Origin of the sequence: Amycolatopsis sp. FU40, from assembly GCF_021903635.1 — a bacterium.
Lineage (GTDB): Bacteria > Actinomycetota > Actinomycetes > Mycobacteriales > Pseudonocardiaceae > Amycolatopsis > Amycolatopsis dendrobii.
Window position 1 is genome coordinate 8,303,336 of the sequence record NZ_CP091381.1, and the last position, 23,412, is coordinate 8,326,747.

A 23,412-nucleotide genomic window follows, 5' to 3' on the forward strand; every position below is an offset into this window, starting at 1 on the left:
AGGTGCTCAACTCTCCGAGGGGCGGGTTTGTTTCCCAGGGAATGTTCGCTGGGAGAGAAGTCAGGGCTTGACCGCGACGGCACCCCAGGCGAACGGCCGGACCTCCGCGGCGAATTCCGACACCGGCTCGTCCGGCCGCCAGTCCGGCAGCGCGCTCATCCCCGGCTCCAGCAGCGGCCAGCCACCGAAGAACGGCCGGATCTCGTCGGCGGAGCGCAGGTACGCCGGATTCGACGTGTCCTTGTACGCGTCCACGAACCGGCGGACCTCGGCGGCCCGCTCCGGCGGCGCGTCGTCCCGGCAGGTCGCGTGCGTGACGGCCAGCCACGAGCCGGGCGCGAGCTGGTCGCGGTAGGCGGCGACCAGCTCGTCCGGCCGGTCGCCGGGACCGAGAAAATGCAGCACGGTGATCATCAGCAGGCACACCGGCTGCGACCAGTCGATCAGCTCCTGGGTGACCTCGTCGGCGAAGATCGCTTCCGGATCGCGGATGTCGCGTTCGACGATCCCGGCCCACTCGGTCGCGTCCTCGCCTTCGAGGATCACTCGCGAATGCGCTGCCGCCACCGGTTCGTAGTCGACGTAGACGACCCGCGCCGGCAGCTGCTCGCGCACGATCTCGTGCACGTTGCCCGCCGTCGGCACGCCCGACCCGAGATCGACGAACTGCCGGATCCCCGCGTCGAGCGCGGCCCGGACGACCCGGTTCATGAACGCCCGGTTCTCCCGCGACATCGGCCGGATCAGCGGCCACACCTTCTCGACACGGCGGCCGAATTCCCGGTCCACCGCCCAGTTCTGGGTGCCGCCGAGGTACCAGTCGTAGATCCGGGCGGCAGACGGCTTGTCGACGTCGACGCCCCGCGGCGCGTCCGGCGCGGTCATGGCTTGCGCGCCACCGCGCACCAGGCGAACGGCCGGGCTTCCGCCTCGACCGCGTTCAGCTCGCGTTCCGGCCGCCAGTCCGGCAGATGCGTGATCCCCGGCTCCAGCAGCGGCCAGCCGCCGAAGAACGGCTCGATCTCCTCGCGGTCGCGCAGCCACATCGGATTGCTCGTCTTGCGGTACTGCTCGACGAACCAGCGCAGCCCCTCCAGCGCCGGACCGCTGCCGTCGCCCTCGCTCATCTGCGAGATCGCCAGCCAGCTGCCGGACACGAGCTTGTCCCGGTACGCGCGCACGACGGCGTCCGGATCGTCGTCCGGGCCGACGAAGTGCAGCACCGCCATCAGCATCACGCACACCGGCTTGTCGAAATCGATCAGCTCGCGGGTGCGCGGGTGATTCAGCACGGCCCGCGGATCGCGCATGTCCGCCTGCACGATCCCGGCCCAGTCGGTGGCCGCCTCGTCCTCGAGGATCAGTGTCGCGTGCGCCACGGCCACCGGCTCGTAGTCGACGTACACCACGGTGGCCTCGTCGTCCTCGCCCAGCTCAGCCTCGACCACCTCGTGCACGTTGCCCGCGGTCGGCACGCCGGAGCCGAGGTCGAGGAACTGCCGGATGCCCGCGTCCAGCGCGGCGCGCACCACGCGGTTCATGAACTCGCGGTTCTGCTTCGCGCCTGGCCGGGCGAGCGACCACATCTTCTCGACCTTGCGGCCGAATTCCCGGTCCACCGCCCAGTTCTGCTTGCCGCCCAGGTACCAGTCGTAGACCCGCGCGGCCGAAGGTTTCTCGACATCGACGCCTTCCGGCGCTTTCGGTGCAGCGTCGGGCTTTTCGGTCACTGGGACTCCCCTCGGACGGTCTGGCAACCGCCAGACTAGCGAGAACGCACCGCGGGCCTGCGCTGCCAGCCAGTCCACAACGGCCGGTAGCCCTGCGCGTACCAGAACGGCGTCGACCGGGGATTCGCCACGGCGTGGTGCAGCAGCACGACGTCCGCGCCCGCCTCGTCGAAGACCTGGTGCGCGTGCGCGGCCAGCGCGGTGCCGACACCGGACGAGCGGGCGGCCTCGGAAACCGCCAGCGACGACAGGTAGCCCACGCGGGAAGCCGACACCCGGTGCCGGATCCAGCCGGTCTCGTCGGGCATCTGCAGCACGACCATGCCGAGCGGCTGGCCGTACAGTTCCGCGATCCACACCTGCGGCTCAGGCCGTTCGAGGTGGTGCAGCAGTTCCTTGGTGATCAGCTCCTCGACGCCGGGGCGGAGCGTGATCCGGCCGAACTGCGCGTCGTAACGCTGCAATTCGAGCTGCAGCGCGACCGCGGTGGAGAGGTCGTCCGGCGTCGCGTGCCGGATGCAGACGCCGGGTGTCGCGTCGGGTCCGGCGGCCATCCGCTGTGCCGGGCGGACCGCGAGCACGCCGACCGGGGCGAAGCCGTGCCGGAGGAGTTCGGTGGCCCCGGCGGTGTCGCGGCTGGGCCGGGAGAGCACCGCGGCGCACTCCGTATCCCCCACTCGGGCGAGGGACCGCAGGTGTTCATCCCATCGAGTGAGCAAGGCGTCGAGTCCGGCGGCCGGATCGGGACCGGCGAGCTGGACCTCCAGCCGGTGCTCGACGAGCGCCCGCCACATCGAGCGCGGGCTGTCCGGGCCAAGCCCGGTGCAGGTCGTCAGACCGGCCGCGGTGGTGTCGCCGACCTCGGCGGAAAGCAGGACGGAATCCCCTCCGACCTCGAAGGGGAGCGGCGCGGGAAGCAGCGCGTCCACCGTGGCGATGCGCGCCGCATGGCCGGTGGCTGTCACGTCGTTGTGCATGCCGCCATTGTCCGCCGACGGGTGCGGAAAAGACCCCCAGAACACTCCCCGGCCCGGGGGTTCCGGGGCGAACCGGGAGTTTCACTCCTTGGTCCACGCAGGTCAGAGAAGAACGCCCATTGTTAACCCTGGGGTGATCTCCTACTGTCTCGAAAGGGACGCCGGTACGCCCTACGGGGTAAGGTGGCGCCCTCGCCCACACCTGACGTCACGGACGAGCGCGACCGGGCAGCCGGGAAGGAAGGTCGGATGCCGGACAGCAACGCCCATCCCGGTACCGAGCCGGAGGCGATGGGCTCGGGAGGTGCTGGCTCCGCACCGGCCGAAGGCCGCACGGACGAAAGCCGCTTCCGCGTTTACACCTTCTTCGTGCTGGGCCTCGGCCTGCTCGCCGCCTTCGCCGTCGGCGCCTGGCTGCCGTTCCACGGTTCGGCCAAGCTCTGGTGGATCGGCCCGGTGCTCGCGGTCGCGTTCCTGCTCGCCGAACAACTCGGCATCAACGTCGACGTCCGCAGCGGCATTTCGTGGACCATCTCATTCACCGAGATCCCGCTGGTAATCGGTTTCTTCGTCGCTCCGTTCGAAGTGGTGCTCGCCGCGCATCTCGTGGCGGGCATCGGCACGCTGCTTGCCCGCAAGGTCGCCGGCCGCGTCCTCTACAACGCGGGCGCGTTCCTGCTCGAAATCACCGGCGCGTTCGCCGTCGCCGGGCTCGTGCACCTGGCCATGGGCGGCGGGCCGACCATGCCGTGGGTCGCCGCGCTCGCCGGAACGCTCACCGCGCCGCTGGTCAGCACGCTGCTCGCGCTGGCCGCCGTGCGCGTGCTGCGCCGCCGGATGCGTGTGAGCACCGCGATCCGGCTGACCGGCCGCATCCTCGTGGTCGGCTTCGTCAACGCTTCGGTCGGCCTCACCGGCTACCTCGTCATCGCGAGCACCCCGCAGGCCTGGCCGCTGGTGCTGGCGGTGTTCCTCGGACTGACCGCGCTGTACTGGGCTTACTCCGATCTGCTCCGCGAGCAACGGGACATGGAAGCGTTGTCCGACGTCAGCCTGATGGTCGCGCGGTCCGGTCAGCAGGCCGCCGCCCGTCCGGCGAGCCGCGGCGAGGAACTGGTGGGCGGGGTCGACGTGCGCGAATGGGCCACGATCGCCGAGCGGATCAAGGACCAGCTGGCCGCCGGACGCGTCGTGCTCCGGCTGCGGCTCGAGGCCGACGACCCGATGCGCGTCGTGGTCGCGGGCAACGAACTCCCGGCCTCGGACCCGGCCAACGACGACCCGCTGCTGCGCCTGCCCGGCGCGCACGTCCGGCATTTCCGGATCACCGAGGCCAACCCGGACGTCCGTGCAGCGCTGCTGGAACGCAGTGCGCAGGAAGCGCTCGTGGTGCCGCTGCGCAGTGCGAACAAGCTGCTCGGCGTCGTCGAAGCGCACGACCGGCTCTCGCGCTGGCGCGGTTTCGGCAAGTACGACGTCCAGTTGCTCGGCACGATGGCCAGCCACCTCGCGACGTCGCTCGACAACCGCCGGCTGCTCGCCACGCTTCGCCACGACGCCTACCATGACCCGCTCACCGGGCACCTGAATCGGCCGGGATTCCAGCAGGTCTCGCGGGATCCGCTGCGCGAATCGGCGGAGGTCGTGGTGCTGCGGATCGACCTCGACGTCTTCTCCACGGTCAGCGACGCGCTCGGCTACTCGTGGGCGGACCGGATGGTCGTCGCCGCGGGCACCCGCATCCGCGGCGCGCTCGGCCCGGACGTCCCGCTCGCCCGCCTCGAAGGCGCGTCCTTCGCCGCGCTGCTCGTGGACTGCACCGTCGACGACGCCCACCGCGCCGCCGAACGGCTGCGAGTCCAGCTGTCCGAGCCGTATCCGGTGGACCGGCTTTCCGTTGAGGCCAACGCGATGATCGGCTACGCCAGCTCCGTGGACGACAACGGCGAGGTCGACGTCGACGGCCTGCTGCAGCGCGCCGACGTCGCCGTCCGCGCCACCCGCGGCGGCGAGGAAGTGCGCGGGTACGTGCCGAGCATGGGACAGATCTTCCTGCGCCGGTTCCAGATGGTCACGCAGTTCCGGCAGTCGCTCGAAGACGGCCACGTCTCCGTGCACTACCAGCCGAAGGTGACGCTGCCGAACCGGCAGGTGCAAGGCGTCGAGGCGCTCGTGCGCTGGGTGCACCCGGAGTTCGGCAGGCTCGGTCCCGACGAGTTCGTGCCCGCGATCGAGGCGGCAGGCCTGATCGGCGTGCTGACGTCGTTCGTGCTGGAGCAATCGCTGAAGCGCGTGCGCAAATGGCTCGACGAGGGCCTGCGGATCTCCGCGGCGGTCAACCTGTCGGTGCGGAATCTGTCCGACGACGACTTCCCGGCGAAGGTCCAGCGCGAACTGGAACGCTTCGACGTGCCGCCGGAACTGCTGACGTTCGAACTGACCGAGTCCGGCGTGATGTCCGACCCGCAGAAGGCGCTGCCGATCCTGCGCGAGCTGCATTCGCTGGGCATCGTGCTGGCGGTGGACGACTTCGGCACCGGCTACTCGTCGCTCGCGTACCTGCGCCAGCTGCCGGTGGACCAGGTCAAGATCGACAAGAGCTTCGTGCTCGGCATGGGAACCGATCTCGGCGACCTCGCGGTGGTGCGGTCGATCGTCGAACTCGGGCACTCGCTCGGCCTGACGGTCGTGGCGGAAGGCGTCGAGGAGGACGTGGCGCGCGATCAGCTCGAGGCGATGGGATGTGACGTCGCCCAGGGTTATCTGATCTCGCGGCCGCTGCCGGAGGACCGCCTGGAGGCGTGGCTGCAGGCCCGCACGGCGCGCTCGCCGGGACGCCACTCGGAGACCGTGCTGACCCTGCTGACCTGAGGTTTTGCGGTTAACCGACCCCGGTTGCACGTGCGGGTGAAGGGGGTTGCTAATCTTTCCAAGTCCTCGCGAGAGGCAGGCCCCTTTAGCTCAGTCGGCAGAGCGTCTCCATGGTAAGGAGAAGGTCTACGGTTCGATTCCGTAAAGGGGCTCGCGAGTAGGCGAGCTATGTCTGCGGAAAACGCAGATGTGGCTCGCTTCGCGGCGTCCATCTGGGGGTCGAACCCCCAGACCCCCGCCAGGAGGGGCTTCGCCCCCCTGGACCCCCGGCCGGGGTTAAGTTCGGCCTGGTGGGTTGCGCGGGGTGGGTGTCTGAGTGGGGCGGTGTAGCTCAGTTGGCAGAGCAAGCGGCTCATAATCGCTGTGTCGCCGGTTCAAGTCCGGCCACCGCTACGCGGTAACGACGGGGCTGGCCCCCGGATCTGAGAGAGAAGGAAACGCTGTGGCTGCCACCGACGTGCGACCCAAGATCACGCTGGCGTGCGAGGAGTGCAAGCACCGCAACTACATCACCAAGAAGAACCGGCGCAACAACCCGGATCGCCTGGAGATGAAGAAGTTCTGCCCGAACTGCGGTACGCACCGGACTCACAAAGAGACCCGCTGACGCAGGCGGTCTTTTACCAGCTTCGAAAAGCCGCCCCGGCCACGCGCCGGGGCGGCTTTTCGCTGTCTACTGGCCGGTTTAGGCACCCGCGGGGGACGGCCGCCGGGTTCAGTTAGCCTTCTTCGCGTGCCTTTGGACCAGTCGTTCACCGGGCGGGAGTACCCGTCGGACAGCAAGTACTACGTGAGCCGGGAGAAGATCCGCGAGTTCGCCGACGCGATCGACGACCCGAACCCGGTGTACCGGGACCCGGAGGCGGCCCGCGCGGCCGGCCACCCGGACGTGCTCGCGCCGCCCACCTTCCTGACCATCCTGAACCTGCCGAAGATCAACGGCATCGTGTCCGACCCCGCGCTCGGCCTCGACTACTCCCGGATGGTCCACGGCGACCAGGGCTTCCGCTACGAGCGCCCGGTGCACGCGGGCGACGAGCTGGAGATCTCGGCCAAGATCGAGGCGATCATGGCGCGGGCGGGCAACGACTTCATCAATCTCCGCGCGGAAATCACCGACGCGGACGGCAAACTCGTGTGCACGACGCGGGCGCAGCTCGTGGTTCGGGGGGCGGAAGCGTGAACGTCGGCGACGAACTGCCTCCGCTGGAGGTCCGCATCACCCGCGCGCAGCTGGTCCGCTACGCGGGGGCCTCGCTCGATTTCAACCCGATCCACTGGAACGAGAACTTCGCGACCAAGGTCGGCCTCCCGGACGTGATCGCACACGGCATGCTCACGATGGCGCTGTCCGGCCGCATCGTCACCGACTGGCTCGGCGACCCGGCCCGCCTCGTGGACTTCAGCACGCGCTTCACCCGCCCGGTCGTGGTGCCGGACAACGACGAGGGTGCACTGGTCGAGATGACCGGCAAGGTCGGCGCGCTGACCGACGAGGGCCTGGCCCGGATCGACCTGACGGTGAAGTTCGAGGGCAAGACGGTGCTGGGCAAACCGCAGGCTCTCGTCCGCCCCTGAGCGACCGGGCCACGTGGTCCCGCTGACGTGCGTGAGGGCCGCCCTGAGGGAAGCCCTCACGCACGTTCACCCGGACCGGACGGGGTGCCAGTGCGCGGGGTTTCGCCTCTGCTGGTGGAGCCGCGAACCCGCCGCGCAACCGAGAAAAACCTCGTGGAGCCGTCGGCTCAGTGCACCCCGAGCACCGACTCCACCACGCCAGCCATCCCCGCCTCGCCGCGCGCGTTCGGGTGCAGCGCCGCGGCCGAGGACGTCGGGACCAGGCCCTCGACCCACTTGACGTCCGAATTCGCGCAGACGTCGTGGCCCTTGCTCGGCTCGGCGGTGTCCGCGAACCCGGCGTCGTGCGATTTGGCCTGTTCGGACAGGGCGTCGTTGAGCTTGCCGAGCGCGTCTCGCAGGTACGCCACGTCGCCGGAGCCCAGCGGCAGCACCGGCCAGCAGCCGTCGCCGTCCGGGAGGACCGTCGGATAGCCGACGACCACCACTCGCGCCTTCGGGGCCTTCTTGTGGATCTGGTCGAGCGCGGTGCCGACCTTCTTCGCGGTCTCGCTGATCCGGTCGGCCAGTTCGTCCTTGCCGCCCGCGGTGAGCCGGTCCTTGCACGGCGAGGCGCTCTGGTGGGAGGTCACGCAGGTCTGGGCCAGTGAGATGAATCCCACATCGTTGCCGCCGATGCCCAGGGTGACGAGCGTCGTGTCCGCGGTGACCGAGTCGAACTGCGGCGGGTTCGAGCCGTTGCGGGTCGACTGCGCGTCGGTCAGGTCCTCGGTCGTCGCACCGCCGCAGCTGACGTCCACGAACTTCGCCGGCTTCAGCTTCGCCGACACCAGGTGCGGATAGTTGTTGTCCGACCGTGCGCATCCGGCCGGCGAGCCCGCCTGCTTCCCGGTGCGCGGTGCCGACGTGTACGAGTCGCCGAGCGCGACGTACCGGCCGCTGCCGCCGCCGGTGTCCGCGCCGGACGGCGGTGCGGCCGACGAATCGTGCTTCGACTTGTAGTAGCCGACGCCGAGCAGCGCCCCCACCACGACGAGGACGAGCAACCCGCAGCCACCGCTTTTGTTTGCCCCCACCCGACCGTTTTACCGGTCCGGCCCCTCGCCGACGACCCGCTTACGGGTGATCACGCAAAGACAGCGGCGTGCAGTTCGCCCGCCAGTTCCAGTGCGTGCGGGACGGTTTCGGCCACATAGTGCAGATCGACCAGCGCCTCGGTGATGCCGTCCGCTTCGGCGGCCTTCAGCTGAGCCGCGACGTCCTCGACGGACGCCGTCTTCGAACCCGGCGCCGGGTTGATCCGCAGCACCCGGCGCAGCGACTCCGGATCCCGGCCCGCCTTCTCCGCGGATTCGACGACCACTGCCCACTTCTGCCGCAGCATCGGGATCGGGAGCCCCGCGGGCAGCCAGCCGTCGGCGATCCGGCCGACGCGCCGCAGCGCCGCGTCCGAGGCCCCGCCCAGCAGAACCGGCGGGCCGGGCTGCTGCAGCGGACGAAGGCCGATCAGGGAGTCCGGGATGTCCCAGCGCTCGCTGTGGTGCCCGGCCGGGTCCGCGGTCCAGAGCGTCCGCAGCACCTTGACCAGTTCGGCCAGCCGCGCGCCGCGGTGCTCCCACGGCACGCCGGCCGCGGTGTACTCGTCGCGCAGCCAGCTGAGCCCGAGTCCGACGTCGAGCCTGCCGCCGGACAGCAGGTCCAGCGAAGTGAGGGAACGCGCCAGCAGCACCGGGGAGTAGAGCGGGCCGTTGAGGGTGCTCGACCCCAGCCGCGCGGTCTCGGTCGAATTCGCCGCGATGGTGAGCGCCAGCAGCGGATCGACGAAGCGGACGAACTCCGGCGGGTACGGCTGTTCGGGTGTACCGGACGGGTAATAGGTCTTCGGGGCGACCGGGGTCAGCACCCGGTCGCCGACCCACAGCGAAGCGAAGCCCATGCGCTCGGCTTCGGTGGCGAAGCCGGCGATGGCGGAGGGGTCGGCGAGCTTGCCGTACTGCGGCAAAGCGAGCCCAAGCCGGAATGAGGTCACCGATGCTCCTTGATCAGAGTTTCGCTTGCGAGTCAACGAAGATCATCTTCCCTCGGGCCAGTCCTGGCTTCCCGGCGGGGAAATCCGCGGGTGCGGAAGAGATTTCGCTTGTCGTGCCAGCGATCCGGGACGGTCGCCAAGCCGGACGGGACGGTGGTCGCCGACGGCTTTGCGATTAATCGGATTGCGGGTCACGGGCTCATATTCGCACGATCAGGTGATCTTCGCCGAGGATTCCGGGGTGCTGTCCGAAGGGTCCGGAACGGCCGTCTCCGGGGTGCCGCGAGACCGCCTCGGCGCGGTCGAGGGGGCTGGGTTGCAAGGCAACATCGGGCTTGCCGTAGACTTCGGAACTCGGAACGCACTACGGTCATCCCCGCCGGATGGTGGGGACGATGGAATGCGTCCTCCGGAGCCAGGGTGACCGGGCTCCACAGGGGTGTAGCTCAATTGGCAGAGCAGCGGTCTCCAAAACCGCAGGTTGCAGGTTCAAGTCCTGTCACCCCTGCGTACGGGAACTGGTGGAGCGGAGGAGTGGTCGTGAGCGACAGCGACGCCAGCGGCGAGCACGAGCAGGACGATTCGGGCAAGCGGCCCGGAGTCGAATCCCGCCCGGTGTCCGCCGCGGCTCGGCGCGAACGCCGCGCTTCCGCTCGGCCGGCAGGCAAGTCCGAGGCACGGCCGGGCTCGACCCGTCCGTCCGGCAAGGCGGGCGACAAGGTCGCGAAGCCCGCCGACGCCAAGGGCGCGCCCACCCCCAAACGGGACCGGAAGGCCAAGAAGGCCTCGGTGTTCGCCCGGTTCACGCGGTTTATCCGCGAGGTCTGGGCCGAACTCCGCAAGGTCATCTGGCCCAACCGCAAGCAGATGGTCACCTACACCGCGGTCGTGCTGGTGTTCGTGGTGTTCATGGTGGCCCTCGTGAGCGGCCTCGATCTCGGCTTCAAGGAGCTGGTCGGGCTGGTCTTCGGCTGACGCCCGCAACGGGCGCGCCACCGCGCTGGCCGGGCCCCGGTCCGGCCCGGCAAGCGATCAACTGAGAGGACGGAACGTGACCTCCGACAACGGCACCGAAGCCGGTCGCGACCTGACCGAGCTTTCCGACGAGCAGGTGCAGACGGCACCCGGCGACGAGGAGTCCGCCGACGCCGTCGAGGTGCCCGTCGCCGAGGACGAGGTCGCCGCCGAAGAAGCCTCCGCCGACGACGACGCGGACGGCGCCGACGGTGCCGACGACGCCGAAGCCGACGTGACCGAGCCCGCCCCCGAGGCGGACGACCCGGTCGCCGCGCTGCGCGCCGAGCTCAAGGCCGCGCCGGGCGAGTGGTACGTCGTGCACTCGTACGCCGGTTACGAGAACAAGGTCAAGACCAACCTCGAGACGCGTACCCAGACCCTGGACGTCGAGGACTACATCTTCCAGATCGAGGTTCCGACCGAAGAGGTCACCGAGATCAAGAACGGCCAGCGCAAGCAGGTGCAGCGCAAGGTGCTGCCCGGCTACATCCTGGTCCGGATGGACCTCAACGACCAGTCGTGGAGCGCGGTCCGCAACACCCCCGGCGTCACCGGGTTCGTGGGTGCCACCTCGCGGCCGTCGCCGCTGACCGTGGACGAGGTGCTGAAGTTCCTCGCCCCGCAGGTCGAGAAGGAAGCCCCGGCCAAGGCGGCCAAGGGCGGCGAATCCGCCGCGGCCGCGCCGTCCGGTGCGCCCGCCGTCGAGGTCGACTTCGAGGTCGGCGAGTCGGTCACCGTCATGGACGGCCCGTTCGCCACGCTGCCCGCCACGATCTCCGAGGTCAACGTCGACGGGCAGAAGCTGAAGGTCCTGGTGTCGATCTTCGGCCGGGAGACCCCGGTCGAGCTCTCGTTCAGCCAGGTCTCCAAGATCTGACGGCCGGGCCATCCCGGTCGGCAGTCCCCGCGTACTGGCAGGTGTGCGGGGGACTCACGTCAGTTAAGAAGGACACAAGGTAATGCCACCCAAGAAGAAGAAGCTTGCGGCGATCATCAAGCTGCAGATCAAGGCGGGTGCGGCCAACCCCGCGCCGCCGGTCGGCCCGGCGCTGGGTCAGCACGGCGTCAACATCATGGAGTTCTGCAAGGCCTACAACGCCGCGACCGAGTCGCAGCGCGGGGACGTCGTCCCGGTCGAGATCTCCGTGTACGAAGACCGGTCGTTCGACTTCAAGCTGAAGACGCCGCCGGCCGCCAAGCTGCTGCTCAAGGCCGCGGGCGTGGAGAAGGGCTCCGGCGAGCCGCACAAGACCAAGGTCGCCAAGGTCACCTGGGACCAGGTCCGCGAGATCGCGAAGACCAAGGAGACCGACCTCAACGCGCACGACATCGACCAGGCCGCGAAGATCATCGCCGGCACCGCCCGCTCGATGGGCATCACGGTCGAGTAATTGCTTCGGCCCCGCTGAAGCAAGACCAGTGGGAGAGCCAGGTGCTGGCTCGTCACCACACTGATCCACTGACTTACTAAGGACAGAAGCATGACCAAGCACAGCAAGGCCTACCGCCAGGCCGCGGAGCTGATCGACAAGGCGCGCCTGTACGCGCCGCTCGAGGCCGTGAAGCTGGCGAAGGAGACCTCCAAGACGAAGATGGACGCGACCGTCGAGGTCGCGATGCGTCTCGGGGTCGACCCGCGCAAGGCCGACCAGATGGTCCGCGGCACCGTGAACCTGCCGCACGGCACCGGTAAGACCGCCCGCGTCATCGTTTTCGCCGTTGGCGACAAGGCCGCTGAGGCCGAAGCCGCCGGCGCGGACGCGGTCGGCACCGACGAACTGATCGAGCGCATCCAGGGTGGCTGGCTCGACTTCGACGCCGCGATCGCGACGCCGGACCAGATGGCCAAGGTGGGCCGCATCGCCCGCATCCTCGGCCCGCGCGGCCTCATGCCGAACCCGAAGACCGGCACGGTGACCCCCGCGGTCGAGAAGGCCGTGAAGGACATCAAGGGCGGCAAGATCAACTTCCGCGTCGACAAGCAGGCGAACCTGCACCTGGTGATCGGCAAGGCGTCGTTCGACACCGAGAAGCTGGTGGAGAACTACGCGGCCGCGCTGGACGAGATCCTGCGCGCCAAGCCGTCGTCGGCGAAGGGCCGCTACGTCAAGAAGGTCACCTTCACCACGACGATGGGCCCGGGCATCCCGGTCGACCCGGCGCGGACCCGCAACCTCCTCTCCGAGGAAGCGGCGGTCTGAGTCGCACATCACGCGAAAGGGTGGTCACGCTTCGTGCGTGACCACCCTTTTTTCGTGTCTCATGGACATATGCCAACGACGTTCCTCGCCCCCGACGGGCTCCAGCTGAGCTACACGGTCTGGGAGGGCGACGGACGGCACCGGCGTCCCGTCGTGCTGCACCACGGTTTCGCCGCCGATTCCCAGGTGAACTGGGTCAACCCCGGCGTCGTGGACGCACTGGTCAAGGCCGGGTTCACGGTCATCGCCCTGGACGCGCGCGGACACGGCGCGTCAGAGAAACCGCACGACCCGGCGGCCTACGGCGAGGACATCATGGCCGCGGACCTGACCGCGTTGTTCGACGAACTGGGCCTGGACGAGGTGTGCCTGGCGGGCTACTCGATGGGCGCGATCGTCTCACTGCTGGTGGCTACGAGTGACCGCCGAGTCCGCTGCCTCGCGGTCGGCGGCGTCGGCGCGGGAATCGTGGACTTCGGCGGGGTCGACGCCAGGGTGATCAACCGCAGCCAGATCGCGGACGGACTGCTGGCCGAAGACCGGTCGGAGGTGCCCCCGGCGGCACGCCCGTTCCGCCGCCTGGCCCGCCGCGCGGGCGCGGACGTCGAAGCATTGGCCGCGGTCATGCACGCGACCCCGCACGGCCCGATGCGGCTCACGAACCTTTCGGCGGCGACGCTCATCCTGGCCGGGGAGTCGGACGAACTGGCGACCCAGCCGGAACGCCTCGCCGCGGGGATCGCGGGGGCGCGGCTGGTGCGGGTCCCGGGGAACCACATGGAAGCGGTGGCCCACCCGGCTTTCGCGGCGGCGCTGGTGGACTTCTTCGCGTACTCGGACACGGGGGAGACCCGGTTGCCGATCAGTTCGCCTGTTTGACGGTCAGCCCGGGGTAGAGGTCGTCGCCGTCGGTGGCGTGCACTTCTCGGGCCCACGTTGATGTCCGACGATCAGCCACTGTCCTTTGTCGACCTGCTTGACGGTGAAATCGCCGAGCGCCGGACCGCCGGTGATGGCGAAGTCGCACGACTTGATCACCACGTCCTCGCCCGGCGGCCATCCGGAGCGCTTCGAGATCGACTCGGCGTAGGCGTCGACTGAACCGGGTGCGCGGTCGAGCCGGTCGTGCAGGCCCTGTACCGCGACGGCGCAGTCCGGGAAACCGAGATCGGTCGCGAACTTCTGTTGCGTGGCCTGGTCGAAAAGGCCGCAGACGTGGTCGACCATGCTCTTCGGCCCGGGGCCATGCTGCGCGATCCCGTCGTAGACGCGGCGGACGGATTCATACGGCGAGGCCGTCGTGAGGATCTGGTTCGTGTGGAACTGTCCGCCGCCCTCGGCGGCGATCTGGGCCGAGGTTTTGCCGTCGTCGCTGGGAAAGATCTGGTGGTACCCCCAGTTGACCAGGATGCCGAGGATGACCAGGGCGATCACCCAGCCAAGGATCTTCCCGCCGAGCCGCTTCACCCAGCGCGGCACCGGGCGGCGGTTCTTCGGCGGTTCCTCGTAGTTGGTGAGCGCACCCGGCTGGTTCGGCGGCGCTGGCGGCTGCCCGCCGGCGAGCGGTTGCGGCTGGCGGTTTCCGGCCGGGACCAGGCCAGCGTCGGGTGCCGGAGCCGGTTCGGCGCCCTGCTGGGACTGGGTGAACCGCAGGTACTCCTGGAACCGCTGGAATTCCTGGAACTGGCGCAGCTGCTCCGGATCCAGTTGCGGCTCAGCCGATCCGCTCGGCTGCGGGAGATTCGGCGCGGCCGGTTGGGGCGGGTTCGCCGACGGCTGGGCGGGAGGTCGCGGCGCGACCTCGGCCCCACCGGACTGCGGCAGCGCAGGCGGAGATGCGGGCGGTTGAGCCGAGGACCCGCCCGAACCGGGAGAGGGGGTTTCTTCCGGCTTTCCGTGATCACGCTGTTCCGCCACGTCACCAATGATGCCCGCTCCGCCGCGATTTCCCGAGACTGCCCCGGTTCTCGCAGCTCAGCGAGGGGGTGCCTGCGAACGCCGCGAAGGGCTCCCGTATGCTGGTCGACGGTTCTACCAAAGACCGCTGGTTCTCTCCGGATTCCCGGGGAGCGAAGGTTCGCCCGTTACGGCGACGGCCCGCGCAGGAGGAACGAGGCTTTCACCCCGGTCGCAAGGCTGGGCAACGCCCCGCGTCTGACTGCGCGTGGGCGTTTTTGTCGTTCGGGGGCTCCTCCGCCGAAGCCAGTGGTGACACTAGCCAAGAGAGGAGGCGACCATGGCGAAGCCCGACAAGGTGGCGGCCGTCGCCGAGATCGCGGAGAGTTTCCGCAGCAGCTCGGCCACCGTCGTTACCGAGTACACCGGCCTCTCCGTGACTCAGCTGTCCCAGCTGCGCCGCGCTCTCGGCACCAGTGCCAAGTACCGGGTCGCGAAGAACACCCTCGTCAAGCGTGCCGCTGAGGACGCCGGCCTCGAGGGGATCGAGGACCTGTTCGTCGGCCCGACCGCGATCGCTTTTGTGCACGGCGAGGCAGTCGACGCCGCGAAGGCGCTTCGCGACTTCGCGAAGGAAAACAACGCGCTTGTCATCAAGGGCGGCTACATGGACGGCAAGTCGCTGTCCGTGGACGAGATCACCAAGATCGCCGATCTCGACAGCCGCGAGGTGCTGCTCTCCAAGGCGGCGGGCGCGTTCAAGGCGAAGCTTTCCCAGGCCGCGGCGCTGTTCCAGGCGCCGGCGTCCCAGGTTGCCCGCCTGGCTGCCGCGCTGGAGGAGAAGCAGCGCAACGCCACCGGTACCGAAGCAGCCGAAGCACCCGCCGAGAGCTGAACCACCCCACCCCCGAACGTCTCGTTCGTTTTTCTGAGAGGAAGCCATCATGGCGAAGCTGAGCACCGCCGAGCTGATCGACGCCTTCAAGGAGCTGACCCTTCTTGAGCTGTCCGAGTTCGTGAAGGAATTCGAAGAGGTCTTCGACGTCACCGCCGCCGCCCCGGCCGCCGTCGTGGCCGCCGCCCCGGGTGCCGCCGCCGGTGGCGCCGAGGCCGCTGCCGAGCAGGACGAGTTCGACGTCATCCTCGACTCGGCCGGCGACAAGAAGATCCAGGTCATCAAGGTCGTCCGCGAGGTCGTCTCCGGTCTGGGCCTGAAGGAGGCCAAGGAGCTGGTCGAGGCCGCTCCGAAGGCGCTCCTGGAGAAGGTCGACAAGGAGGCCGCCGACGCCGCCAAGGAGAAGCTCGAGGCCGCCGGCGCCAAGATCACCATCAAGTGATCCCGGGCGCGCAAGCGCCTGCTGCACCACCTCGAAAGGGGCGGACACCCGACACGGGTGCCCGCCCCTTTTGCTGTCCGGACAAAAAAAGACGCACAGTCGCCGAGTTGGGTCCGCAGAGCCCTCGTTCAGGCGAACAAACCGTTCACCCGGCGGCCCCGGGTCACCCCCTGTTTGCCGCGTTTCCGCCGGTTAACCCGTCAGGGTGAGCGGCGGTCGGCCATCTGGATCTGCGCCCGAACGTGACGTGCACTACCGTGCTGCCAGCAGTCGCCGTACTGGATCCCCGGCACGTGAGGCGTGCACGGGGGCTGGCCAGAGAACAAAACTGGTGAGTAACCTGTTCGCGCTCAGCTCGTTGCACCTGGTTGAAGCGGAGTTCGCCGCGCGAGCTCCGCCGCTGCCAGCGGTGACGGGGCGGCGGTGCGCGACGACGCGGAACAGCTCCTGGAGGTGCGATGGGTGCCGAGGTGGTCATCGAAGGTCTGACGAAGTCCTTCGGAAAGCAGACCATCTGGCGGGACGTGACGCTGACCCTGCCTCCCGGCGAGGTCTCGGCGATGCTCGGCCCGTCCGGAACCGGCAAGTCCGTGTTCCTGAAGTCGATGATCGGCCTGCTTAAGCCGGACCGCGGACGGTGCGTCATCAACGGCGTCGACATCGTCACCTGCTCCGAGCACAAGCTGTACGAGATCCGGAAGCTCTTCGGCGTCCTGTTCCAGGACGGCGCGCTGTTCGGCTCGATGAACCTCTTCGACAACGTGGCCTTCCCGCTGCGGGAGCACACGAAGAAGTCCGAGACCGAGATCCGCCGGATCGTGCTGGAGAAGCTCGAGATCACCGGTCTCGCCGGCGCGGACAAGAAGCTCCCCGGCGAGATCTCCGGCGGTATGCGCAAGCGCGCCGGGCTCGCCCGCGCCCTCGTGCTGGACCCGGAGATCATCCTGGTCGACGAGCCGGACTCCGGTCTCGACCCGGTCCGCACGACCTACATCTCGCAGCTCTTCCTCGACGTCAACGCCCAGATCGACGCGACGTTCCTCATCGTGTCGCACAACATCAACCTCGCCCGCACGGTGCCGGACAACCTCGGCATGCTGTTCCGCAAGGAACTCGTCATGTTCGGCCCGCGCGAGGTGCTGCTGACCAGCGACGAGCCGGTGGTCGAGCAGTTCCTCAACGGCCGCAAGCTCGGCCCGATCGGCATGTCCGAGGAGAAGGACAGCGCTCAGATGGCCCGCGAGCAGGCGGAGGCCGAGGCGGGCCACGGCGACGTGCTCAACGAGGACGTCCGCGGCGTCGTGCCGCAGATGCAGGTCAGCCCCGGTGTTCCGGAGCGGGCCGGGGCGAAGCGGCGGATGGACCGCGTCATGCGGATCCTGCACACGCTCCCGCCGAGCGCGCAGGAGGGGATCATCGAATCCCTGACGCCCGAGCAGCAGCGGCACTACAACGTGCGGCCCAACCCCGCGGCCTTCCACCACCAGCCGGGTCCCGAGGACACGCAGCAGCTGCCGCCGGTGAGCTCGCCGGGTCCGGTGCCCAACCAGCACCAGGGACAGCTTCCCGCCGACCAGGTCGCGCGCATTCCGGGCGCGGACCGCCGGTCGCCCCGGCACGGGCAGGGTGGCGCGTGACCACCAGCACGGCCAAGATCCCCGGCTACGGAATGCTGCGGGAGACCGGGAACCTGTTCGCGCTCGGCCTCGACATCATCCGCGGCATCTTCCAGCGCCCGTTCCAGTTCCGCGAGTTCATCCAGCAGGCCTGGTTCGTCGCGAGCGTGACGATCCTGCCGACCGCGCTCGTCGCGATCCCGTTCGGCGCGGTCATCTCGCTGCAGTTCGGCGCGCTCGCTCGCCAGCTCGGCGCGCAGTCCTACACCGGTGCCGGATCGGTGCTGGCGACCGTGCAGCAGGCCAGTCCGCTGGTCACCGCGCTGCTGGTGGCCGGCGCGGGCGGCAGCGCGGTCTGCGCTGACATCGGCGCGCGGACCATCCGCGAGGAGATCGACGCGATGGAGGTGCTGGGCGTCTCCGCGGTCCAGCGTCTGATCGTGCCCCGCACGCTCGCCATGATGCTCGTCGCGCTCCTGCTCAACGGCATGGTCAGCGTCATCGGCGTGCTTGGCGGCTACTTCTTCAACGTCGTGCTCCAGGGCGGCACCCCGGGCGCGTACCTGTCCAGCTTCTCCGCGCTCGCGCAGTTGCCCGACCTCTGGGTCGGCGAGATCAAGGCGCTGATCTTCGGCTTCATCGCCGCGGTCGTGGCGGCTTATCGCGGCCTGCACCCGAGCGGCGGCCCGAAGGGCGTCGGCGACGCGGTGAACCAGTCGGTGGTCATCACGTTCCTGCTGCTCTTCGTCGTGAACTTCGTGATCACGCTGATCTACCTGCAGCTCGTGCCCGGAAAGCTGGACTGACCATGACGTTCCTCTCGGGGGCGAAGCGGATCGCCAACCGTCCGCTGGAAACCCTGGACACGCTCGGCGACCAGATGTCGTTCTACGGCAGGGCTCTGCTGTGGACGCCGCGCACGCTGCGCCGCTACACCAAGGAAGTGCTGCGGCTGCTGGCCGAGGTGAGCTTCGGCTCCGGCTCGCTCGCGGTCATCGGCGGCACGGTCGGCGTGATGGTCGGCCTGACGCTGTTCACCGGTGTCCTCGTCGGCCTCCAGGGCTACTCGGCGCTGAACTCGATCGGCACCTCGGCCTTTACCGGCTTCCTCACCGCGTTCTTCAACACCCGCGAGATCGCGCCGCTGGTCGCCGGGCTGGCGCTGTCGGCGACGGTCGGCGCGGGCTTCACCGCGCAACTGGGCGCGATGCGGATCTCCGAGGAGATCGACGCGCTCGAGGTGATGGGCGTGCCGAGCCTTCCGTACCTGGTGACCACCCGGATCATCGCCGGGTTCGTCGCGGTGATCCCGCTGTACGTGATCGGCCTGCTGAGCTCGTACCTCGCCTCGCGGCTGGTCGTTATCTATATCTACGGACAATCAGCGGGTACCTACGACCATTACTTCGACCTGTTCCTACCACCGCAAGACGTGCTCTATTCGTTCATCAAGGTGCTGATCTTCAGCGTTTTGATCATTCTTTCGCACTGTTACTTCGGGTACCGGGCCAGCGGCGGGCCCGCCGGGGTGGGCGTGGCCGTCGGCCGCGCGGTGCGGCTTTCCATCGTCACGGTTTCGGTCGTGAACTTCTTCATCGGTTTCGCGATTTGGGGAACCGACGTCACGGTGAGGATTGCGGGATGACCACACTACGGCGCAGGTTGCTCGGCCTGCTGCTGGTGGCGGTGCTCGTCGGCGGGATCGCGCTCAGCATCGCGATGTACGACAAGGCGTTCAGCAAGTTCGTCACCGTGAAGCTCGACGCGGGCAGCATCGGCAACCAATTGCTCAAGCAGTCGGACGTGAAGGTCCGCGGGTTGATCGTCGGTTCGGTGGAGGACATCAAGGCCACCGAGAACGGCGCGGAACTGACGCTGGCGATGGACCCGGAGTCGGTGAAGCTGATTCCGCAGAACGTGTCGGCGCGATTCCTGCCGAAGACGTTGTTCGGCGAACGCTATGTGTCGCTGGAGATTCCGAAGGACCCGTCGGCCAAGACGCTTTCCCAGGGCGACGTGATCACCCAGGACCGCACGTCGAGCGCGGTGGAGCTGGAGCAGGCGCTGGAGCACCTCATGCCGGTGCTGCAGGCGGTCCAGCCGCAGAAGCTGTCCAGCACGCTCACCGCGATCTCGACCGCGCTGCAGGGCCGCGGCAAACCGCTCGGCGAGACGCTTTCCCAGCTCGGCCAGTACATCGGCGACCTGAACCCGCACGAGCCGGAACTGCAGCACAACCTCCAGGCGCTCGCGGAGTTCTCCGGCCACCTCAGCAACGCGACGCCGGATCTGGTGCAGAGCCTGGACAACCTGAGCACGACCACGCGCACCGTGGTGGCCGAGCAGGCGAACCTGTCGAGCCTCTACGGCAACCTCACCACCGCGTCGCAGGACCTGCAATCGTTCCTCGAAGCGAACTCACAGAACCTGATCAGCCTGGCCAGCACCGCGCGCCCGACCGCCGAGCTGCTCGCCAAGTACTCGCCGGAATACCCGTGCGTGCTGAAGCAGATGGCGAAGGTCGTGCCGGTCGCGGACGCGGCGCTCGGCAAGTACAACGGCAAACCCGGCCTGAACGCGACCATCGAGGTCGTCGTGAACCGCGGGCCGTACAAGCCGGGCGAGGAACCGCGGTTCGAGGACAAACGCGGTCCGCGCTGCTATGACCTCAACCCCGCGCCGGACCCGTTCCCGCAGCAGCCGCCGGACGGCCCGTTCAAGGACGGCACCAAGCAGGGCGCGGCTCCGAAGACCGTGGGCGAAGGCCTTAATCCCGCCAACTTCAAGGGCGACGCGGCCGGGCTGAACGGCGGCGGGGCCTCGGGCGGCAACCCGGTCAACACCGCGGCCGAGAACAACTTCCTCGCCGCGCTGGTCAGCCCGGAGATGGGGATTTCGCAAAGCCAGTTCCCGGGCTGGGGCTCGCTGCTCGTCGGCCCGCTCTACCGGGGCACGGAGGTGACGGTCAAGTGAGGGGACTCGCCGCACCGCTGATCAAACTGACGATCTTCGTGGTCGTCACGGTGCTGTTCACGACCGTGCTGGGCATCAGCATCGCGAACATCAACACCACCAGCACCAGCGCCTACTCCGCGCGGTTCACCGACGCGACGCTCCTGCTGCCGAACGACGACGTGCGCATCGCGGGCGTCCGCGTCGGCCAGGTCAAGGACGTCAAGATCGTCGACAAGCGCCAGGCGCAGGTGGACTTCGAGGTCGACTCCGGACGGAAGCTCCCGGCAGGCGTCACCGCGCAGATCAAGTTCCGCAACCTGGTCGGCCAGCGCTACGTCTCGCTCGGCGAGGGCGACGACACCAGCGGCGCGACGCTCAAGCCGGGCGACACCATCCCGCTCGAGCGCACCACGCCCGCGCTGGACCTGACCGAGCTGTTCAACGGCTTCAAGCCGCTGTTCACCGCGCTGAACCCGAGCGACGTGAACAAGCTGTCGTACGAGGTCATCCAGGTTCTGCAGGGCGAGGGCGGCACGGTGGAAAGCCTGCTGTCGCACACCGCCTCGCTGGCCACCACGATCGCCAACAAGGACCAGGTGATCGGCGAGGTCATCGACAACCTCAACTCGGTCCTCGACACGGTCAACCAGCACACCCCGCAGCTCAACGACCTGATCGTGAAGCTGCAGCAGCTGGTGTCCGGGCTCGCCGCGGACCGCAAGCCGATCGGCGACGCGATCGAGGGGCTGGGCAATCTGGCGAACACGACCGCGGGCCTGCTCACCGACGCGCGGGCTCCGCTGAAGGACGACATCGCCGCTCTTGGCAAGCTCACCACGAACCTGAACCAGAACGAGCCGCTCGTCGAGCACTTCATCCAGTTCATGCCGAAGAAGGTCAGCGCGCTCACCCGCACGGCCGACTACGGCTCGTGGTTCAACTTCTACGCGTGCGAGATGACGGGGACGGTCGGCGTGCCGCCACTGCTGCCGAACACGAACTTCACGCTCTTGCCGACGAATCGGGACAGGTGCAAGGGATGAAGTCCTTCCAGAAACGCAACCCGATCCCGATCGCGCTGGTCGGCATCGCGGTCATGGCGCTCGGCCTCGTCGCCGCGATGAACTCCGAGGACCTGCCGGTGATCGGCGGCGGCACCACCTACAGCGCGGACTTCTCCGAAGCGGCCGGGCTGCAGAAGGACAACGACGTGCGGATCGCGGGCGTGAAGGTCGGCAAGGTGTCCGACATCAAGCTCGACGGGCCGAACGTCAAGGTGTCGTTCAAGGTCAAGGACGCCTGGATGGGCGACAAGACCACGGCGGCGATCAAGATCAAGACGCTGCTGGGCCAGAAGTACCTCGCGCTCGACCCGCAGGGCAACGGCAATCTCGACCCCGGCTCGCCGATCCCGCGCGATCGCACGATGTCGCCCTACGACGTGCTCGACGCGTTCCGCGGCCTTTCGCAGACGGTCGACGCGATCGACACGAACCAGCTGTCGAAGAGCTTCGAGGCGATCACCCAGACGTTCTCGAACACCCCGCAGGACGTGAAGGGCGCGCTGTCCGGGCTTTCGAAGCTGTCGGACACCATCGCCAAGCGCGATTCGCAGCTGGCGAACCTGCTGGCCAACACGCGCCAGGTGTCGCAGACCCTGGTCGACCGCGACGCCGAGGTGCAGAAGCTGATCACCGACGGCAACCAGCTGCTGGACGAGATCGGCAAGCGCGAGCAGGCGATCAAGACGCTGCTCGACGGTTCCAAACAGCTGTCGGCGCAGTTGCAGGGCCTGATCGACGACAACGACGGCCAGCTGAACCCGGTGCTCACCCAGCTCGACCAGCTCACCTCGATGCTGCAGCGCAACCAGGATTCGCTGGCACAGGGGATCCAGAAGTTCGCGCCGTTCATCCGGGTCTTCAACAACACGATCGGCACCGGGCACTGGTTCGACAACTACATCTGCGGCCTGGTGCTTCCCTCGGTCGGCCCGCTCAATCCGGAGGGGTGCAACTCCAAATGACCGACACCCGCTTCGGCCAGTCGCTCACCCGGGGCTTCACGATCGCGATCGTGCTCGCGCTCGTGGTCGCGGGCGCGCTGTGGTGGACCCTCAAGGACGCCGGCCGCAACCACCTGACCGCGTACTTCTCCGGCGCCGTCGGCCTTTACGAGGGCAACAGCGTCCGGATGCTCGGCGTGGACATGGGCACGGTGACCAAGATCCAGCCGATGGGCAATCAGGTCCGGGTCGACCTCGAGTACGACCGCTCGGTCGCGGTGCCCGCCGACGCGAAGGCGCTGATCGTGGCCCCGTCGCTGGTCAGCGACCGCTACATCCAGCTCGCCCCGGCCTATACCGGCGGCCCGCGGATCTCCGACGGCGCGACGATCGGCCTCGACCGCACCGAGGTGCCGCTGGAGGTCGACCAGCTCGCCGCCAGCCTCGCCAAGGTCAGCGAGACGCTCGGGCCGAACGGGGCCAACAAGAACGGCTCGCTCTCGGACCTGCTGAACACCGCCGCGAACAACCTCGACGGCAACGGCAAGGCGCTGCACGACACGATCACCAAGCTCGGGCAGGCGTCCGGAACGCTGGCGGGCAACAAGGACGACCTCTTCCAGACGGTGCAGAACCTCGGCAAGTTCTCCCAGTCGCTCGCCAACAGCGACGGCCAGGTGCGCCAGTTCGAGAGCCAGCTCGCCGACGTGAGCGGATTCCTCGCCGGGGAGAAGGACAATCTCGCCCAGACCGTGCAGCAGCTCGGCACCACGCTGCAGTCGGTGCAGGGCTTCATCGAACGCAACCGCGGCCGGTTGAAGTCCAATGTGGACAAACTGGCCAGTGTGACCAAGGTGCTGGTTGACCAGCGCAGCTCGCTCGCCGAGATCCTCGACGTCGCGCCGGTCGCGCTGTCCAACATCGTCGGTGTCTACAACGGCTCGTCCGGCACGCTCGACGCGCGGCCGAACCTCAACGAGCTGACCGCCCCGCCGCTGGTGATGGTCTGCAGCCTGCTCAAGCAGACCTCGGTGACCAAGCAGCTGCTCGGCAACGCCTGCGACGGCATCGCCAAGGTGGTCGACGGCGCGATCCCGCTCCCGTCCACCGCGCAGGTCATCCAGGCCATGCAGAACGGCCAGCTGCCGCCGCTGCCGCTCCCGCTGCAGGGCCAGGTCTACGGGACGCAGGGGAGCTGAC

24 protein-coding genes and 3 tRNA genes are annotated in these 23,412 nt (G+C 68.6%); 21 read left to right on the forward strand and 6 right to left on the reverse strand.

Annotation, left to right across the window (positions count from 1 at the left end; genetic code table 11):
• Positions 1-60: 60 nt before the first annotated feature.
• Genes L3Q65_RS39340 through L3Q65_RS39350 form a run of 3 tightly spaced genes read right to left on the reverse strand, consistent with a single transcriptional unit; the run spans position 61 to position 2,707 of the window.
• Positions 61-885 carry an SAM-dependent methyltransferase gene (locus L3Q65_RS39340; RefSeq protein WP_237597936.1) on the reverse strand — a complete coding sequence of 275 codons (825 nt, stop codon included), beginning with the start codon at positions 883-885 and terminating at the stop codon, positions 61-63.
• Positions 882-1,730 (reverse strand): SAM-dependent methyltransferase, encoded by an 849-nt coding sequence (locus L3Q65_RS39345; protein WP_182890315.1) that lies wholly within the window; start codon positions 1,728-1,730, stop codon positions 882-884. The genes L3Q65_RS39340 and L3Q65_RS39345 overlap by 4 nt, the downstream gene beginning before the upstream one ends.
• A 35-nt stretch (positions 1,731-1,765) precedes the next feature.
• Entirely contained in the window at positions 1,766-2,707 is a 942-nt protein-coding gene (locus L3Q65_RS39350) for a GNAT family N-acetyltransferase (protein ID WP_237597937.1), read from the reverse strand.
• 249 nt (positions 2,708-2,956) lie between these two features.
• Here L3Q65_RS39350 and L3Q65_RS39355 point away from each other — a divergent pair, with 249 nt between their 5' ends.
• From L3Q65_RS39355 to L3Q65_RS39380, 6 genes are all read left to right on the forward strand, one after another.
• The gene (locus L3Q65_RS39355; protein WP_237597938.1) at positions 2,957-5,578 is read left to right on the forward strand and encodes a bifunctional diguanylate cyclase/phosphodiesterase; all 2,622 of its coding nucleotides are present in this window, start codon (positions 2,957-2,959) and stop codon (positions 5,576-5,578) included.
• A 79-nt stretch (positions 5,579-5,657) separates the two neighbouring features.
• Positions 5,658-5,730: transfer RNA gene (locus tag L3Q65_RS39360), tRNA-Thr, on the forward strand.
• Between the two features lie 168 nt (positions 5,731-5,898).
• A tRNA-Met gene (locus L3Q65_RS39365) sits at positions 5,899-5,971 on the forward strand.
• A gap of 49 nt (positions 5,972-6,020) precedes the next feature.
• Positions 6,021-6,185 carry a 50S ribosomal protein L33 gene (gene rpmG / locus L3Q65_RS39370; RefSeq protein ID WP_005152047.1) on the forward strand — a complete coding sequence of 55 codons (165 nt, stop codon included), beginning with the start codon at positions 6,021-6,023 and terminating at the stop codon, positions 6,183-6,185.
• A gap of 126 nt (positions 6,186-6,311) precedes the next feature.
• Complete coding sequence (locus L3Q65_RS39375; protein WP_182890312.1) at positions 6,312-6,761, forward strand: MaoC family dehydratase N-terminal domain-containing protein; 450 nt, start codon at positions 6,312-6,314, stop codon at positions 6,759-6,761.
• Entirely contained in the window at positions 6,758-7,156 is a 399-nt protein-coding gene (locus tag L3Q65_RS39380; protein WP_182890311.1) for a MaoC family dehydratase, read from the forward strand. Before L3Q65_RS39375 ends, L3Q65_RS39380 begins: the two co-directional genes overlap by 4 nt.
• Before the next feature lie 167 nt (positions 7,157-7,323).
• Here L3Q65_RS39380 and L3Q65_RS39385 read toward each other — a convergent pair whose 3' ends face one another.
• Together L3Q65_RS39385 and L3Q65_RS39390 are read right to left on the reverse strand one after the other, a co-directional pair.
• Positions 7,324-8,232, reverse strand: a complete 909-nt coding sequence (locus tag L3Q65_RS39385) for an SGNH/GDSL hydrolase family protein (RefSeq protein ID WP_182890310.1) — start codon at positions 8,230-8,232, stop codon at positions 7,324-7,326.
• 50 nt (positions 8,233-8,282) lie between these two features.
• Entirely contained in the window at positions 8,283-9,185 is a 903-nt protein-coding gene (locus tag L3Q65_RS39390; protein WP_182890309.1) for a TIGR03619 family F420-dependent LLM class oxidoreductase, read from the reverse strand.
• Positions 9,186-9,620: 435 nt separating this feature from the next.
• Here L3Q65_RS39390 and L3Q65_RS39395 point away from each other — a divergent pair.
• The 6 genes from L3Q65_RS39395 (at position 9,621) to L3Q65_RS39420 (ending at position 13,282) form a co-directional block, all read left to right on the forward strand.
• A tRNA-Trp gene (locus tag L3Q65_RS39395) sits at positions 9,621-9,693 on the forward strand.
• A gap of 32 nt (positions 9,694-9,725) precedes the next feature.
• Positions 9,726-10,160, forward strand: a complete 435-nt coding sequence (gene secE, locus L3Q65_RS39400) for a preprotein translocase subunit SecE (RefSeq protein WP_182890308.1) — start codon at positions 9,726-9,728, stop codon at positions 10,158-10,160.
• A gap of 76 nt (positions 10,161-10,236) precedes the next feature.
• Positions 10,237-11,079 (forward strand): transcription termination/antitermination protein NusG, encoded by an 843-nt coding sequence (gene nusG, locus L3Q65_RS39405; RefSeq protein WP_182890307.1) that lies wholly within the window; start codon positions 10,237-10,239, stop codon positions 11,077-11,079.
• 82 nt (positions 11,080-11,161) lie between these two features.
• Positions 11,162-11,593 carry a 50S ribosomal protein L11 gene (gene rplK, locus L3Q65_RS39410; protein ID WP_037360170.1) on the forward strand — a complete coding sequence of 144 codons (432 nt, stop codon included), beginning with the start codon at positions 11,162-11,164 and terminating at the stop codon, positions 11,591-11,593.
• Between the two features lie 90 nt (positions 11,594-11,683).
• Complete coding sequence (gene rplA / locus L3Q65_RS39415; protein WP_009072208.1) at positions 11,684-12,403, forward strand: 50S ribosomal protein L1; 720 nt, start codon at positions 11,684-11,686, stop codon at positions 12,401-12,403.
• Between the two features lie 69 nt (positions 12,404-12,472).
• Positions 12,473-13,282, forward strand: coding sequence for an alpha/beta fold hydrolase (locus L3Q65_RS39420; RefSeq protein WP_182890306.1), 810 nt, complete (start codon positions 12,473-12,475; stop codon positions 13,280-13,282).
• 3 nt (positions 13,283-13,285) lie between these two features.
• Here L3Q65_RS39420 and L3Q65_RS39425 read toward each other — a convergent pair whose 3' ends face one another.
• The gene (locus tag L3Q65_RS39425; RefSeq protein ID WP_237597939.1) at positions 13,286-14,320 is read right to left on the reverse strand and encodes a hypothetical protein; all 1,035 of its coding nucleotides are present in this window, start codon (positions 14,318-14,320) and stop codon (positions 13,286-13,288) included.
• A gap of 319 nt (positions 14,321-14,639) precedes the next feature.
• On the opposite strand from L3Q65_RS39425, the gene rplJ reads away from it, so the two are divergent.
• From rplJ to L3Q65_RS39470, 9 genes are all read left to right on the forward strand, one after another.
• Positions 14,640-15,194, forward strand: coding sequence for a 50S ribosomal protein L10 (gene rplJ, locus L3Q65_RS39430; RefSeq protein ID WP_037816297.1), 555 nt, complete (start codon positions 14,640-14,642; stop codon positions 15,192-15,194).
• A gap of 49 nt (positions 15,195-15,243) precedes the next feature.
• The gene (rplL, locus tag L3Q65_RS39435; RefSeq protein WP_009072216.1) at positions 15,244-15,636 is read left to right on the forward strand and encodes a 50S ribosomal protein L7/L12; all 393 of its coding nucleotides are present in this window, start codon (positions 15,244-15,246) and stop codon (positions 15,634-15,636) included.
• A 458-nt stretch (positions 15,637-16,094) separates the two neighbouring features.
• Positions 16,095-17,273 carry an ABC transporter ATP-binding protein gene (locus L3Q65_RS39440; protein WP_182890304.1) on the forward strand — a complete coding sequence of 393 codons (1,179 nt, stop codon included), beginning with the start codon at positions 16,095-16,097 and terminating at the stop codon, positions 17,271-17,273.
• 32 nt (positions 17,274-17,305) lie between these two features.
• Entirely contained in the window at positions 17,306-18,058 is a 753-nt protein-coding gene (locus L3Q65_RS39445) for an ABC transporter permease (protein WP_051165981.1), read from the forward strand.
• 2 nt (positions 18,059-18,060) lie between these two features.
• A complete protein-coding gene (locus tag L3Q65_RS39450) occupies positions 18,061-18,897 on the forward strand; it encodes an ABC transporter permease (RefSeq protein WP_037360186.1) in 837 nt (278 codons plus the stop codon).
• On the forward strand, positions 18,894-20,225 hold the full coding sequence (locus tag L3Q65_RS39455) for an MCE family protein (RefSeq protein WP_182890303.1): 1,332 nt from the start codon (positions 18,894-18,896) through the stop codon (positions 20,223-20,225). The genes L3Q65_RS39450 and L3Q65_RS39455 overlap by 4 nt, the downstream gene beginning before the upstream one ends.
• The gene (locus tag L3Q65_RS39460) at positions 20,222-21,250 is read left to right on the forward strand and encodes an MCE family protein (protein WP_237597940.1); all 1,029 of its coding nucleotides are present in this window, start codon (positions 20,222-20,224) and stop codon (positions 21,248-21,250) included. Before L3Q65_RS39455 ends, L3Q65_RS39460 begins: the two co-directional genes overlap by 4 nt.
• Positions 21,247-22,233: an MCE family protein gene (locus L3Q65_RS39465; protein WP_182890301.1), complete on the forward strand. Its 987-nt coding sequence runs from the start codon at positions 21,247-21,249 to the stop codon at positions 22,231-22,233. Before L3Q65_RS39460 ends, L3Q65_RS39465 begins: the two co-directional genes overlap by 4 nt.
• Positions 22,230-23,411, forward strand: a complete 1,182-nt coding sequence (locus tag L3Q65_RS39470; protein ID WP_182890300.1) for an MCE family protein — start codon at positions 22,230-22,232, stop codon at positions 23,409-23,411. The genes L3Q65_RS39465 and L3Q65_RS39470 overlap by 4 nt, the downstream gene beginning before the upstream one ends.
• Position 23,412 lies beyond the last annotated feature (1 nt).

Bases quoted from the DNA above. Each gene is read 5' to 3' on its own strand.
- L3Q65_RS39340 (WP_237597936.1), bottom strand. From the start codon at position 885: ATGACCGCGCCGGACGCGCCGCGGGGCGTCGACGTCGACAAGCCGTCT.
- L3Q65_RS39350 (WP_237597937.1), bottom strand. From the start codon at position 2,707: ATGCACAACGACGTGACAGCCACCGGCCATGCGGCGCGCATCGCCACG.
- L3Q65_RS39355 (WP_237597938.1), top strand. From the start codon at position 2,957: ATGCCGGACAGCAACGCCCATCCCGGTACCGAGCCGGAGGCGATGGGC.
- rplK (WP_037360170.1), top strand. From the start codon at position 11,162: ATGCCACCCAAGAAGAAGAAGCTTGCGGCGATCATCAAGCTGCAGATC.
- rplA (WP_009072208.1), top strand. From the start codon at position 11,684: ATGACCAAGCACAGCAAGGCCTACCGCCAGGCCGCGGAGCTGATCGAC.
- L3Q65_RS39420 (WP_182890306.1), top strand. From the start codon at position 12,473: ATGCCAACGACGTTCCTCGCCCCCGACGGGCTCCAGCTGAGCTACACG.
- rplJ (WP_037816297.1), top strand. From the start codon at position 14,640: ATGGCGAAGCCCGACAAGGTGGCGGCCGTCGCCGAGATCGCGGAGAGT.
- rplL (WP_009072216.1), top strand. From the start codon at position 15,244: ATGGCGAAGCTGAGCACCGCCGAGCTGATCGACGCCTTCAAGGAGCTG.
- L3Q65_RS39440 (WP_182890304.1), top strand. From the start codon at position 16,095: ATGGGTGCCGAGGTGGTCATCGAAGGTCTGACGAAGTCCTTCGGAAAG.
- L3Q65_RS39445 (WP_051165981.1), top strand. From the start codon at position 17,306: ATGCTGCGGGAGACCGGGAACCTGTTCGCGCTCGGCCTCGACATCATC.
- L3Q65_RS39450 (WP_037360186.1), top strand. From the start codon at position 18,061: ATGACGTTCCTCTCGGGGGCGAAGCGGATCGCCAACCGTCCGCTGGAA.
- L3Q65_RS39455 (WP_182890303.1), top strand. From the start codon at position 18,894: ATGACCACACTACGGCGCAGGTTGCTCGGCCTGCTGCTGGTGGCGGTG.
- L3Q65_RS39465 (WP_182890301.1), top strand. From the start codon at position 21,247: ATGAAGTCCTTCCAGAAACGCAACCCGATCCCGATCGCGCTGGTCGGC.
- L3Q65_RS39470 (WP_182890300.1), top strand. From the start codon at position 22,230: ATGACCGACACCCGCTTCGGCCAGTCGCTCACCCGGGGCTTCACGATC.